The organism is Faecalispora jeddahensis, assembly GCF_000577335.1.
GTDB classification, from domain to species: Bacteria; Bacillota; Clostridia; order Oscillospirales; family Acutalibacteraceae; genus Faecalispora; species Faecalispora jeddahensis.
On sequence record NZ_CBYL010000010.1, the window covers coordinates 1 to 13,669 of the forward strand.

Genomic DNA, 13,669 nt, shown 5'->3' on the forward strand with positions numbered 1-13,669 from the left:
CCCTCTCCCCCTTGGAACCCCCTCTCAACGACCAAAGGCGCTGCCTTTGGAAACAGGGAGAAGCTCCCGCTCTGGTTCTGTTTCACGCACAGGCATAGCCTGCGCGTGAAGCAAGTGCGTAAGGGAAGCTTTCACGTCTGCAAATGATATGAAAAGCGCTCTCGAGCCAACAAAAAAATGCAGCGAAGCCGCATTCCCAAAACTGCGAGCCAACGAGAGCGCTCTGAAAATGACCGCCGACGGACGAAAGAACTAAACTTTTGATTTGCTGTTGATAGGAGAGTGGGCATTTTCATTGGAGCGCCTTTTCAGTAGCTTTTGGCGTTGCATTCCAGAACTTGTTCCCCAAAACGGATTCCAAAGGTGTCCTTTGGCGAGCCTTTGCTTACTTTCGTCCTTTCACGAAAGTAAGTGCCCGCCCCGGCACGAGGGGCAGGCCTGCATAAGCAGAATCTATATGCGGGAGAAATTCCGCTAAAAAGTTTTCATTCGCTTTCAAACAGTCTTGACTTTTGTCGGTAAAAAATATACAATACTTTTGTCGGTAGAAAGGAGGGGGTGTGTGCCGACTAAAAAAATGGGGCGGCCCACCGATGAACCAAAGCCAATTCGCCTGGACATTCGTATTAGTGAAAATGATGCTAAAATACTGGATGATTATTGCAAGCGAACAGGAAAGAAACGGCCTGAGGCCATTCGGGACGGGATCAAATCGCTCAAAGAAAAATAGAAAGGAAGCGGCGCTCCGTCGGTAAGGATTTACGCCACTTCCTCCAGCCAACAGATGCCCGAAAGCACATGTGGCGTAAATAGTATAACATGCGCAGTCAGTCTTTTCAAGGCACTGTTAGAGACCATGATGATGTATGACCAGCATTTTAGAAGAACTGCTTACAATGACGTACCGCAGATCGTTGAATATATTTATTGGTGGAAATTTAACACTTGACTTTTTGGCGGCACTTAATTGTGAGGATATTATTGGCAAAGAAAGGAGGCTGGCATGCCAAAAAAAGCAAGAGGGCGACCGGTTTCAGATAATCCCAAGACCTTACGTGTTGATGTACGCCTGACCGAAGCAGAATTGCGTTTACTCGATGAGTATTGCAAACAAAAAGGCGTTTCGCGTCCACAAGGATTACGTGACGGTATTGATGCTCTCAATAAAAAATGAAAGGAAGCGGCGCTCAACTCGACAAAGCAAGACGCCACTTCCCCCAAAGCAACAGATGCCCGAAAGCACATGCGGCGTAAATAGTATAACATGCGCTGTCATTCCTTTCAAGGCACTGTTGAAAACGATCCATATAGAAATTATCATAACCCTATTGACTTTTTATCCGTACGATAATATAATTTACATACGGATAAAAAGTGAGGTGATCAATTGAGTCCGAAAACAGGCAGACCCCATTCCGATAACCCCAGACAAATGCGAGTGGAAACAAAAATGACAACAGCAGAACTGGAAAGGCTTGACTATTGTTGTAAGGTTAGCGGGAAGTCACGTTCAGAGATTATCCGAGAAGGCATTGATGTTGTATATGCGAAACTGAGTAATCCTGAACAAAAATGAAAGGAAGCGGCGCTTCACCCGACAAAGCAAGACGCCACTTCCCCCAAACCAACAGATGCCCGAAAGCACATGCGGCGTAAATAGTATAACATGCGCAGTCAGTCCTTTCAAGGGATCTGTTGGAAACGATAAGGAAAGGATGAATTGTATGACCAGCATTTTAGAAGAATTCGCCTACGGCAACCTATCGCCGGAGGTACGCTCTTTCCGGTACGATTCCGAATACGAAGAGGTCATGCGGGTACTGTCCCTGAATGAGGAACACCTTCTTGCAAGGCTAAACGAAGAGGACAAAAGACTGTTTGAAAATTATATAGGGACCCAGAAAGAACTGAACAAGCTCACGGCAGTCGGCAATCTGGTTTATGGCTATCGGCTGGGGCTCACCATGGCGGCCGAAGCCTTTGTCGGGATGGAGGATTTGTTTCAAAACGGATAAGCGGATGAACATAAAAGGCGTTCCGCCCGGAACGGCAATTATGTCTGTGCGGAACGCCCTGTAACCAAAACAGTAAAATCCCTCCCGGAGCAAGTCTGGGAGGGATTTTTCATAACCGGGGTTCCGGCTGAATATGATTCAATAGAGACAACAAAAAAGAGAGACTATTTTTCAGCACTTTGATTGCCGCATTTCTCTTTCTCTTCTTCTCCTTTTTCTTCCCTGGGCGGGGGCTTTTTTGCAAACAACTCCCGCACGCCGATGAAAAGCAGCATCACACCGAAAATCCGCCGCAGCCAGACAACGTCCAGCCAGCCCGAAAGAAAAACGCCGCCCAGCGCGCCGACAAGGCCCGCCGCCGCTGCCGACAGTGCGGTGCGGAAATCGATCAGCCCCTTGCGCACATAAGAAAACAGGGCCAGCACGGCGCAGGGGATAAACAGAATCAGATTGATTCCCTGTGCGGCACGCTGATCCAGTCCGGCAATTAGTGTCAAATAAATAATGAGCACGCCGCCGCCGCCCATTCCCATAGAGCCCAGAATGCCCGAAATCAATCCGGCCAAGGCCATCCATATCCATTCCATCAGAACAGCATCCTCCATGCGGCCCACAGCATCAGCGCGCCGAACAGGCGGCGCAGCAGCATTCTGTTCAGCCGGGGCAGCGCCCACGAGCCGATGACAGAGCCGGCCAGCATCCAGGGCAGATACGGCAGAGACTGCCCGATCGTCACGCTGCCGCGAAATAAGTACAGCCCGGCGCTCAGCACGCAGATCGGCAAAATCACCGCTACGGAGGTTGCGTGGCTTTTTACGACAGGCAGACCCGATTTTCTCAGCATGGGCACGATCACCATGCCGCCGCCCGCACCCAGAAGGCCGTTTGCCACGCCCGCCAGAAAGCCGCCCAGCACGCGAAAGGTTCGTTTCATACCGACACTCCTTTGCGGCTTATTCTGTCCCAAAAGGAGTGAAAAACACGCAGAATCCGGTATCTAAAACAAAAACGCCCCTGCAGCAAAAATGCTGCAAGGGCTGATTCTTGTTATAAATGGCCCGCCTGGCCGTAACGAGCGAAAAAAACCTGCTACTTAACAGCAGGTGGGTGCCCTCCCAACGCTTTCATGCTCCCTTCTTCCGACCAAAGGCCGGGAGGTCTGCAATCCGCCGCCGGAGCCGGGCTCCCGATTCAAACATTGTAGGGTTAATTTGCATCGGTCCACGCACCAGGCAGGAAGAACACTTTCTTGTTCCTGCAAGCATTAGTATAACAGAAAATCACGAAAAATAATTCTGTTAAAGAAATTATTCGTCGCTTTCGTCAGAAATATCTTCCTCTTCGTCATACAGTTCGTCGAAGCGGCTTTCAAAGAGCTCTGCCAGCTTATCCAACAGTTCCTCGTCCTCCACTTCGGCCAGCTGCTGCTCGCCGTCTTGTTCGATTGCTTCGAAAATATAGTAAGTGCCTTCAGATTCCACGCTGTCCTGCGGGTTTTCAAAGGTGGGTAGCAGAGCATAGAAGCAGCCGTCTTCGTTGTCGATTACGTCCAGCACTTCAAATTCATGCTCGTTTCCTTCGTCATCCACCAGAGTCAGAACATCTGGGCCGAATTCTTCGTTCATATTGTCATCTCCTTATTCTGTTAAAAGGTATCATTATTGTACCGTTGTTCCATGGCGAAGTCAATAAAAAATTTCTTTGAAATAAAAACAACATAATTTATACGAAAAAATAGAAAAAACTATTGACATTTACTGAATCAATGGTATAATATAGTTGCAAAGGGAAAGGATATTGGTAGCAGGCGGATCAGAAAAAACAGCTTCGGCGGTTTTGTTCTGATAAAAAGCTTCAGGTGCCGCCACAAAAATGGCTGCATAAGGGGCTTTACGGAAGTGACGCCTGGGATCAACATTCGTTTGAAAGGGGTGAGTCCAATGGTACAAGAAGAAACGCAGCACCAGCCGGTCGGTCTGTTGGGCTTAGACTGCCTGGGATGCAAAGTTCGTGCGCATCATTCAAACAGAAAGGGTTGAGTCCTAAATATCAGGTAACGTCAGTCACCGCGAATTCGGTTATCAAGTGCTTGGAACCGATCCGGCGGGATGGCCCCTGGGAATCACGTGGAAGTGCTCCCGTGTTCCATATTTGGCTCCCGAAAAACCTTTCAGTAGTGGGTAATGTGTTTCCAATGTTCCCTTAGGGTACCTTTCTTTAAAGGGTTTTATTCCAGAAATAATTGTTACAGGGCATGTAGTTAACGGAAAGTGATTCCCAATAGAACTGAAGGTATTGCAGTACGACGTATTTGTTGGTGTGATAAGATTCGGACCAATGCGTTTGAAATCGTAGCGGTGCAAAGCGAAGTAGAATTTTTATAGTTTGCCATAAGAGGGCTGTGACGATTCCGTCACAGCCCTTCTGAATTACTGGAGTTTTTTAATGCCCAGATTTTTTTAAAAGCAGTTTGTGCTTTTAGCGTCCCCCGCAGATGCGATTCCGATAAAAGCTTTCAAAAAAGGCTTCCCTCATTGGAGGGAAGCCTTTTGCTGTTTTTATTATTTCGATCAATCAGCCGGCGGTGGAAGAGCTGCCGGTGTCTTTCTGAACGAACATGGTGGGCTGGTACGAATCAATTGCCTTGTCGTTGACAGTGATATCCTTGGATTCCTCGGCAAGCTTCGTCATCTCATCCTCGAATTCCTGATGCTTCATGTTGCCCAGGACTTCGGAACGGGTGCTCGCGTTCGAAATCTGTGTTGCAGTCTTTTTCGTCACGTCGTTTTTCACGACGAGCAACGCGGCGCTCACGGTGGAAAGCGTAATGGTCTTGGCTTCGCCGGCCTTCATGCCGTTAATCAGGGAAATCAGATCGGTGGGATAGCCGGATTCCTCGTTGAGCAGCGTTGTTACGTTCTGGGAGGGAGCGTAGTCGAGGCTCAGCTTCTTCTGCACCGCGGTGGAAACCGCGTCGAAGGTGGTGCTGCCCTTGTTCAGAGCCGCGGCCTGATCGTCGAGGAACTGCTTGTACTCCTTCTCGGTCTTTTCATCCAGCGCGGCATACGTGGTGGGGTTGTACAGCGGGATCATCACATAGGAAAAATCGGTATAATTCTTTTCAAAATACGTCTTCAGGTCGGCATCGCTGACAGCCTTGGAGCCTTTCGCTCCATAGATCGCCTCGAATACCTTGGAAGATTTTGTGTTGAATTCCGCAGTGGCCATCGAGAAGGATTCCTTCGAGATGCCGTAGCCCTCCAGCGTGTCTTTGTAAGAGGACCACTGGCTGGTCGCCGTGCTGTCAATCTCTTTGGTCTCCGCGTCGGTCAGCGAAAGCTTCAGCTCTTTCATCTTATTATCAATGACGAACAGCAGCTTGGTGTAATCCAGCGCTTTCTTCTTGATCCACTGGGTTGCGTCGGTATCTTCGATCTTCTGCTCCAGAACCGGCTTTGTGGAATCCTCCACCTTGGTGGAAGCGTTCTGGTAGGCCAGATATTCATAATAGATATATACGCCGATGGGGAGGGTTTTCTCATTTGTTTTGGCTGCCCAGGTCTTGTCCGGTCCCGAGCAGGCCGTCATGCCTGTCAGCATCGCAACGCAAAGAAGAGATGCCGTCAGTCTTTTCAGAAAATTCATACGTCACACTCCGATTTCTTGAAATTCATGGCTGTAATCAATAACACTTTAAAAGCGATTTCCTTCTCCGCTGCGAGCAGGGAAAAGAAGAAAAATCTTCCATTTTAGGGCATCTTAAAGTGATATTACTATAAACTATACACGCAGAAAAAGCCTTTGTCCAGTCATTGATGGAAATCTCATCCAGCTGGAGCATCAGTCCTTTGTGTCCTGCATGGCGCGAAGAGCTTCCCGCAGGGTTTCGAGCGGAGACGCTCCCTTGGTCTCGCGGACGCTGATATATGGCTTCGAGCCCGCACTGAGCATCACGCGCGAGCGCAGTGCGCTGATCATGGAGGAAATGCGCTTCATATCCACATGCTCCACAAACAGCAACAGCGTTGGGCCCTGCTGCTTGATCTCGTACACGCCCAGAGAGGCCGCCGTGTTGCGCAGCAGCGCTACATCGATCAACCCGCGAACAGAGATCGGCGGCTCGCCAAAACGGTCGATCAGCTCGTCGAGCACGTCGCTTGCGTCGTCGTCGCCGCGAATATCCGCGATGCGGCGGTAGATTTCCAGCCTTTGGTTTAAGTTTTCGATATATTCCTCCGGAATATGCGCCTCGATCTGCAAATCCACCAAACATTCTCCCGGAGGCGGCGCTTCGCCCTTTTCCTGGCTCACGGCTTCCCCGAGCAGCTTTAAATACAGGTCGTAGCCGACGGCTTCCATATGGCCGTGCTGCTCACCGCCGAGGATGTTGCCCGCGCCGCGGATCTCAAGATCGCGCATTGCGATTTTAAAGCCGGAACCGAACTCGGTGAACTCGCGGATGGCCGAAAGGCGCTTCTGTGCAATTTCAGAAAGTACCTTATTCCGGGTAAAAGTCAGGTAAGCGTAGGCGCGGCGCGACGAACGCCCCACACGCCCGCGCAGCTGGTGCAGTTGCGAAAGGCCCATGCGGTCGGCATTGTCGATAATGAGTGTGTTCGCGTTCGGCACATCCACGCCGGTTTCAATGATCGTGGTGCAGACCAGTACGTCGATTTCCTGATCGACCAGACGGCGCCAGACCTCGGAGAGCTCGTTCTCGCTCATTTTGCCGTGGCCGATGCCGATGCGCGCTTCGGGGATCAGGGCCTGCAGTGTGGCGCTGACACGGTCGATGGTGCCGATGTCGTTATGCAGGTAATACACCTGGCCGCCGCGCCGCAGCTCACGGCGGATGGCGTCCGCCAGAATGCCGTTGTCGTGCTCGAGCACATACGTCTGCACCGGGTGGCGGTCATGCGGGGCCTCCTCAATCACAGACATATCGCGGATGCCCGAAAGCGCCATATTCAGCGTGCGGGGGATGGGAGTCGCGGAGAGCGTCAGCACATCCACGTTCTTGCAAAGCTCTTTGAGCTTTTCTTTCTGGGCCACGCCGAAGCGCTGCTCCTCGTCGATGATGACCAGCCCCAGATCGCGGAAGCGCACATCCTTCGAAACCAGCCGGTGTGTGCCCACCACAAAATCCACCTCGCCGCGTTTGAGACGGCTTAAAATTTCCTCTTGCTGTTTGGGCGAGCGGAAGCGGGACAGAAGCTCCACCCGTACGGGGAAACCCTCCATCCTCTTGATGATCGTTTGGTAATGCTGCCACGCAAGGATTGTAGTGGGTACCAGCATGGCGCACTGTTTGGAGTCGCTGACGCACTTGAACGCGGCGCGCAGGGCCACCTCCGTTTTGCCGAAGCCCACGTCGCCGCACAGCAGGCGGTCCATGGGGGATTCCCGTTCCATGTCGACCTTGATTTCTTCAATACAGCGCAGCTGATCCTCTGTCTCCTCAAATTCAAAGTGGGATTCAAAGTCGTGCTGCCATTCCGTATCCGCGGCGAATGCGTGGCCCCTGGCGTTCATACGCTGTGCGTAGAGCTTGATCAGCTCCTTGGCCATGTCTTTTACGGCGGAGCGGACACGCGCCTTGGTCTTCTGCCAGTCGGAGCCGCCCAAACGGTGCAGGCGCACCTGTGCGTCCTCCCGCGGGCCGATGTATTTCGATACCAGATCGAGCTGCGTTACCGGCACATACAGCGTGTCGTTTTTGGCGTAGCGCAGCTTGAGGTAGTCCTTGACGATGCCCTGCATGCTGATTTTGTGGATGCCCTCGAACACGCCGATACCGTGTGCGGAATGCACCACATAGTCGCCGGGATTCAGGTCGGAAAGGCTGTAGATCTCCTGGCTGTTTTTCGAGCGCTTGCTGCGGCTCTGTTTGCGCTGAGAGAGCAGACGCCCGTGGGTGATGAGCCCAAAATGAGCGCCGGGGTATTCCATACCGGCGGAAAGGCCCCCTTCCGTCACGATGACCTGCCCGGGCGAAAGCTGCTGCGGGTCGGCAAGATACACGGCATTCACGCCCTGATTCTGCAGGTCGGCGGCGGTGTTCTGCGCCGCGCGTTCACTTCCGGCCAGAACCACGCAGCACCAGTGGTTGTGTAGCATCGCCTGCACGTCCTCGGTCAAAAGCTGCATGCTGCCGCTCCATACCGAATTCTGGCGCACGTTCATATTTTCCAGCACGCGTACCGGGGTTTCGTAGCTGCCGCGCGCAAAAGCATCCAGATAGATCGCGCCGAGAGAAATAAATTGCTCCAGCGCGTACTGCCAGTCTTCGCTGTAGGTGTCGAGCCCGCGGCACAAAATGCCGTGGGAAAGGTAGTCCTTTAGATCCTCGCCCCACTGCCATAGCGAAGTGCGGACCTTTTCCTTGTTTTTGACCGGCTCTGAAACAAACAGCAGGGTGTTTTCGTCCGCATAATCAAATACGGTGGCAGGCTTGTCATAAAGAAAGGGAATAAATTTATCCGCGCAGCCCAGCATGGCCCCGGCAGAGAGCTTGTCGGCCTCGGCCTCCAGAATCTCGCGGGCGGCGGCCGCTGTTTTGCCGCGCAGGGTCGCGGCGTGGCGTCGGATTTTTTCCGCCAGTATGGCCGGATGTTCGATCAGTGCTTCTACCGAAGGGGCGATCGTGATCTCGTCAATGGAGGAGGTGCGGCGCTGCGTTTCACGGTCAAAGAACGACAGCGTGTCGATCTCGTCACCCCAGAATTCCACGCGCACGGGATGCTCCGCGTCGGGCGTGAAAAAGTCGAGAATGCCGCCGCGCAGCGCAAACTGACCGGTACCCTCGATCTGGTCGGCGCGCTCATATCCGCACGAGACCAGAATGCTCACGACCGCATCCGGCGTGATCTGCTGGGCGGTGCGCAGCGTAACGGTGCGCCGCCGCAGCTCTTCGGGCGGCAGTGTATACTGGAGGGCGGCATCCATGCAGAAGATCACGCAGTCACAGCCGCCGGTCAGGTAGCACGAGAGGGCGTGCAGGCGCTGATGCTCGTATTCGTGCGAGCTGCCCTGTGTATCGCGGAAGTTGAAATCGCGCAGGGGATACAGTGCGGGGCGCATGCCCATGGCGGTCAGGTCGTCGAAAAGGCGCTGCGCTTCCGATTCTTCGGAGGCAGCAACAAAGGCTCTGCGTCCGTTCAGGGCGCAGAGCGAATAGATGATATTGGCCTTGTGGATCCCCGAAAGCCCTGTGACGGCTGCCGGGAGCGACTTGGATTTTACAGCCTGATCCAGCGCGGAGAATTCCTTCAGCGCGCTGACGGCGGTGGTGAGAAATTTCATGGAAAGCTCCTTGCATTACGGAAAAAGATCATCCGGATTCGCTTCCTTATTCAGAATACGAAACCAAACAGGAAAAGTCGGTCGGATTTTGCGGCGGAGCGAACGGTTTCAGGAATTAAACCGGTTCATGGCCTCATCGGTTTTTCCCTGCACCATCAGTTCGAGTGCCTGAATCGCGTGGTCAATAGCCTCGCTCAGGTTTTTCGCCTCCTGCGCAGAAAAGGTGGAAAGCACCCAGTCTGCCAAGTTCCACTCGGGGTTCGGCTTGGCGCCGATGCCGATTTTCACGCGCGGGAACGCGTCGCTGCCCGAAAGGTAGATGATATTCTTCATTCCGTTCTGCCCGCCGTCGCTGCCCTTGCGGCGAATGCGCAGGTGGCCCGGCGCGAGCGAAATATCGTCGAATACGATGATCACCTGCTCAGGGGGAAGCTTATAAAAGCGCATGGCCTCGATCACGCTTTGTCCGCTCAGGTTCATAAAGGTGGAGGGCTTCAAAAGCAGCACCTTTTTTCCGCCGAACGTCGCTTCTGCGCACAGGCCTTTGAATTTCAGGCGGTCGATTTTCACGCCCAGCGTTTCGGCCAGGCGATCCAGCACCATAAAGCCGGTGTTATGCCGGGTCTGCTCGTACTGCCGCCCGGGGTTGCCAAGGCCGACAATGATTGCCTGTACGGGGCCGGGAATGACCGCGGGCCGGGAAAAGATCGATTTAAGCATGATGACACCTCTGCTGGAAGAAATTCTGGAAAAGGCTTATGGCGGGACGGAAAGATTCCGCCCCGCCAGACCGCCGAAAAGTAGTGCAACCGTAATATAATCAAACCATTTTGCTTTCTGCGCCGCTGTATGCCCGCAGGGCGGTTTTCGCTCCGCAAAGGTCAGTCGCGTCCAAACAAGGATGTTTCTGCCTCTGCCGTGTTTACCGCCTTACAGTTTCAGCGGCCTGCAGATTCAGGCTCGGCGGGACGGAAAAAATTCCGTCCCGCCCTGAATCAGCTTTGTATCAAAAATGGGGCAGAGGTACCCCTGCCCCGCATCCGGCATTCCGTTTGTGCAGAATCACACAAACATGGGGGAAACCGGCTTGTCTTCGTAAATGCGCTCGATGGCTTCTGCAAACAGGGGAGCCACCGGCAGAATCGTAAAGTTCGGCAGACGCTTCTCTTCCGGTACCGGAACGGTATCCAGCAGGATCAGCTCCGAAATACAGCTGTTCTTGATGCGCTCCACCGCAGGGCCGGAAAGCACGCCGTGTGTTGCGCAGGCGGTCACTTCGATCGCTCCGCCGACTTCCACCAGAGCGGTGGCGGCGTTGCACAGAGTGCCGGCAGTATCGATCATGTCGTCTACCAGAATGACTTTTTTGCCGCGAACGTCGCCGATGATGTTCATGACTTCGGACACATTGGCTTTCTGGCGGCGCTTGTCGATAATCGCCAGCGGGCTGCCGATGCGGGCGGCAAAATTGCGGGCACGGGTAACAGAGCCGAGGTCGGGGGAAACCACGACATAATCATCGCTGTTGTTGCCCACTCTGTCTTTCAGGAAAGAAGAGAGAATCGGAGCGCCCAGCAGGTGATCCACGGGAATGTTGAAGAAGCCCTGAATCTGAGGTGCGTGCAGATCCATGGTAAGGATCCGGTCGGCTCCGGCGGTGGTGATCAGATCAGCCACCAGCTTTGCGGAAATCGGGTCGCGGGCCTTGGCCTTACGGTCCTGGCGGGCATAGCCGAAGTACGGAATAACCGCGGTGATACGGGCGGCCGAAGCACGCTTCATCGCGTCGATCATGATGAGCAGCTCCATGATGTTGTTGTTTACCGGCGCGCAGGTCGACTGCACAATAAAACAGTCCGAGCCGCGAACAGATTCAAACAACGACATGGCAATTTCCCCGTCGCTAAAGGTAGAAACCTCTGATTTCCCCATGGGCAGGCTAAGGCAATCTGCAATTTGCCGGGCGACTTGCGGGCTTGCGTTCGCCGCGAAAATCTTGATATCCTTACCATGAAAATTCATTGAAAAAATCCCCCTAAACAGTTTGGCCGCCAAACGGCGGCGGTTTATAGACGTTAGTGTATCAGTACGCGCTTTAGGCGCGCAGAGTGGTGAATGGGTCAGGCGTTTGTTCGTCTTTCAGGGTAATGCCGCGGCACTGCACATTTTGCAGCACGCAGCGGTCTCCGGCGGTGGTGTCCTCCAGCAGAGCGTTGGGGCCGACGATGCAGCCCGCGCCGATGCAGGTGCGGCCGGTCAAAATGCTGCCGGGCAGAATTTTGGTATCGGGTCCCACGGTTACGTCGGGCCCGATGAGAATGCCGTCCGGGCAGGGAATATCGACTCCATCAGCCATCAAACGCAGTAAAACATTCTGTTTGGCGATCGAGTTCAGTTCAGAAAGCTGTTTTCGGTCATTCGCGCCCAGCACGACATTGCTGTCACCGGTTAAAAATGCGCCGGCGCGCTGGTCACGCGAAAGGAGCAGCCGTATCGCATCGGGCAGATAATACTCGCCCGTGCTGTTCTTATTTTGGATATCGTGCAGCACCGAAAGCAGACTGTCTACCCGGAACCAGTAAGCCCCCGAGTTGATCTCCCGAATCCGCTTTGTCGGCGCGTCGGCTTCTTTTTCTTCTACAATGGCACGTAAAGCACCCGTTTTGCTGTCGCGCACGATGCGTCCGTACCCGAACGGGTCGGTCGGCTCTGCGGAAATCACCGTAACGGCCTGTCCTTTTTCCATATGCTCCGCCAGAGCAGAGCGGATGGTTTCGGGGTCAAGAAACGGCGCGTCGCCGCTCAATATCAGTACGTTTGCGCCGCTGTGGCTGCGCAGGAACTGCTCCGCCATCATAACGGCGTGCGCGGTGCCTTTCTGCTCCGCCTGAAACACATGCTCAAAAGGAGCGGTACGCTGCTTTGTTTTGGCTAAGCCATCCAAAAAGGATTCCACTTCGCTGTGCAGGTGCCCGGTTACGACGCATACGTTTGAAACTCCGGCGCCTTCCACAGCGTCGATCACCCACTCGAGCATGGGCTTGAACAAAACCTGACACAATACCTTGGGCCCTTGGGACTTCATCCGCTTTCCCTCACCCGCCGCAAGGATAATGGCACAGTTTTCCATAGTGAATCCTCCGTCAGTTTCGCAAATAATCATACGGTATTATTATCGCATATCATCAAAATTTTTCAAGACCTATTTTGTTGTTTTGTTAAAAGATTGTTTCTATTGCGTTAGAAAAAAGACGATTTCTATTCTCTTTTTAGAGAAAATCTGCACTTTACTTCTTTTAAAGCAAAGTGCAGATTTCACAGAGAGGAATTCCGCTGTTTCGGGCAGATGAAATTCCTCTAATATTTCATTTTGACAGTACCATTATTTTACGATGGAAATGGTGGTGCTGGCAGTCTTTTCGCCGTTGATGTATACGCCGCCATACTGGCCGGCTTTTCCGACCGCCTTTACCAGGTACAGATAGTCGTTGCCGCGCTTGCCGTTAAAAGTGACTTTAAAAGAGCTGCCCGCCACGTTAAAGGTGGGCTGCTTGCCGTTGAGAGAAGTAATCTTGAACTGGTAAACGCCGTTGGCTTTTATGTTCAGGTGCTTGCCGGTATCGCTCTTGTAGGTACCAGTCGCAGCAGGGGCCACAACCGGTGTGGTGGTGGGCTGGGTTGTGCCGGTCACCTGAGAGGACGAAACGGGAGCGGAGGAATCTACATAGAAATAAGCGTAGAAGGTTTCGGGGTTTTCACCCGTAGAGTTTACCACGCTGGTCTGAATAGCGATTAGTTTTCCGGCGGATGCGGCGGGAATCGTGTAAGAGGTTCCGCCGTTCTGCAGGGAAATATAATCCTGTTCCTCTGCAAAAGCGCCGCCGCTGTTCTTGGCGAAATAATTCACGGTTGTGTGGGTAGACCCTGCAAACTGATATCCGGCAGCAGGAGCAACCGAAAGAACGGCTCCAACAGGAACGACGGCGTAAGAGATTTCCTTCTGCTTGACAACATCAACAAAGATGAGGTCGCCTTCACCGGTCATTTGAGGAACCGCTTCCACAAACGGCAAAGTCTCCGTTTTCTGAGCGGTTACGGAAGAGGCTGAAAAAGTACCGTATTCATAATTGGTCTGTTTGACGCTGTCCGTACCCAAAAATCCACCGACATAACCCGGTACAGCCGTTGCTGCGAATGCGGTTGTAGAAACGCTTACCGCCATGGCAGTTGCTAAAAATGCTGTTAAAATTCTTTTTTTCATGTAGATTCCACCTCTTATTTTTCTATTGTTTATTTCAGTACAATCCATCTGCCGGAATTTTTGCGGCGTACAGGCTGCTGTTCAGCGAATC

13 protein-coding genes and 1 other RNA gene are annotated in these 13,669 nt (G+C 53.0%); 4 read left to right on the forward strand and 10 right to left on the reverse strand.

Going from position 1 to position 13,669, the window contains the following annotated elements; all coding sequences use genetic code 11:
• Positions 1–562 precede the first annotated feature (562 nt).
• From TY09_RS18565 to TY09_RS05555, 4 genes are all read left to right on the forward strand, one after another.
• Positions 563–730 (forward strand): ribbon-helix-helix domain-containing protein, encoded by a 168-nt coding sequence (locus tag TY09_RS18565; protein ID WP_009060616.1) that lies wholly within the window; start codon positions 563–565, stop codon positions 728–730.
• A 273-nt stretch (positions 731–1,003) separates the two neighbouring features.
• Positions 1,004–1,174 carry a hypothetical protein gene (locus tag TY09_RS18570; protein WP_187119582.1) on the forward strand — a complete coding sequence of 57 codons (171 nt, stop codon included), beginning with the start codon at positions 1,004–1,006 and terminating at the stop codon, positions 1,172–1,174.
• 276 nt (positions 1,175–1,450) lie between these two features.
• Entirely contained in the window at positions 1,451–1,576 is a 126-nt protein-coding gene (locus TY09_RS18790) for a ribbon-helix-helix protein, CopG family (RefSeq protein ID WP_242824544.1), read from the forward strand.
• A 148-nt stretch (positions 1,577–1,724) separates the two neighbouring features.
• Positions 1,725–2,015, forward strand: a complete 291-nt coding sequence (locus TY09_RS05555) for a DUF6809 family protein (protein ID WP_042431824.1) — start codon at positions 1,725–1,727, stop codon at positions 2,013–2,015.
• Between the two features lie 164 nt (positions 2,016–2,179).
• On the opposite strand, the gene TY09_RS05560 is transcribed toward TY09_RS05555, so the two are convergent.
• The 10 genes from TY09_RS05560 to TY09_RS05600 all read right to left on the reverse strand — a co-directional run bounded on the left by TY09_RS05560 (position 2,180) and on the right by TY09_RS05600 (position 13,578).
• The gene (locus TY09_RS05560; protein WP_042431825.1) at positions 2,180–2,602 is read right to left on the reverse strand and encodes a sulfite exporter TauE/SafE family protein; all 423 of its coding nucleotides are present in this window, start codon (positions 2,600–2,602) and stop codon (positions 2,180–2,182) included.
• On the reverse strand, positions 2,602–2,982 hold the full coding sequence (locus tag TY09_RS05565) for a TSUP family transporter (protein WP_275051700.1): 381 nt from the start codon (positions 2,980–2,982) through the stop codon (positions 2,602–2,604). The genes TY09_RS05560 and TY09_RS05565 overlap by 1 nt, the downstream gene beginning before the upstream one ends.
• Before the next feature lie 84 nt (positions 2,983–3,066).
• Positions 3,067–3,257: non-coding RNA, 6S RNA (gene ssrS / locus TY09_RS17855), on the reverse strand.
• Positions 3,258–3,322: 65 nt separating this feature from the next.
• Positions 3,323–3,640 carry a DUF1292 domain-containing protein gene (locus TY09_RS05570; RefSeq protein WP_009060691.1) on the reverse strand — a complete coding sequence of 106 codons (318 nt, stop codon included), beginning with the start codon at positions 3,638–3,640 and terminating at the stop codon, positions 3,323–3,325.
• A 949-nt stretch (positions 3,641–4,589) separates the two neighbouring features.
• A complete protein-coding gene (locus TY09_RS05575; RefSeq protein WP_009060593.1) occupies positions 4,590–5,660 on the reverse strand; it encodes a hypothetical protein in 1,071 nt (356 codons plus the stop codon).
• A gap of 195 nt (positions 5,661–5,855) precedes the next feature.
• On the reverse strand, positions 5,856–9,317 hold the full coding sequence (gene mfd / locus TY09_RS05580) for a transcription-repair coupling factor (protein WP_042431826.1): 3,462 nt from the start codon (positions 9,315–9,317) through the stop codon (positions 5,856–5,858).
• Positions 9,318–9,425: 108 nt separating this feature from the next.
• Entirely contained in the window at positions 9,426–10,037 is a 612-nt protein-coding gene (pth, locus tag TY09_RS05585; RefSeq protein WP_042431828.1) for an aminoacyl-tRNA hydrolase, read from the reverse strand.
• A 342-nt stretch (positions 10,038–10,379) separates the two neighbouring features.
• The gene (locus TY09_RS05590) at positions 10,380–11,339 is read right to left on the reverse strand and encodes a ribose-phosphate diphosphokinase (RefSeq protein ID WP_009060614.1); all 960 of its coding nucleotides are present in this window, start codon (positions 11,337–11,339) and stop codon (positions 10,380–10,382) included.
• A 73-nt stretch (positions 11,340–11,412) separates the two neighbouring features.
• A complete protein-coding gene (locus TY09_RS05595) occupies positions 11,413–12,447 on the reverse strand; it encodes a sugar phosphate nucleotidyltransferase (RefSeq protein ID WP_042431830.1) in 1,035 nt (344 codons plus the stop codon).
• A 252-nt stretch (positions 12,448–12,699) separates the two neighbouring features.
• Positions 12,700–13,578, reverse strand: a complete 879-nt coding sequence (locus tag TY09_RS05600) for a hypothetical protein (protein ID WP_042431832.1) — start codon at positions 13,576–13,578, stop codon at positions 12,700–12,702.
• Positions 13,579–13,669: the final 91 nt, after the last annotated feature.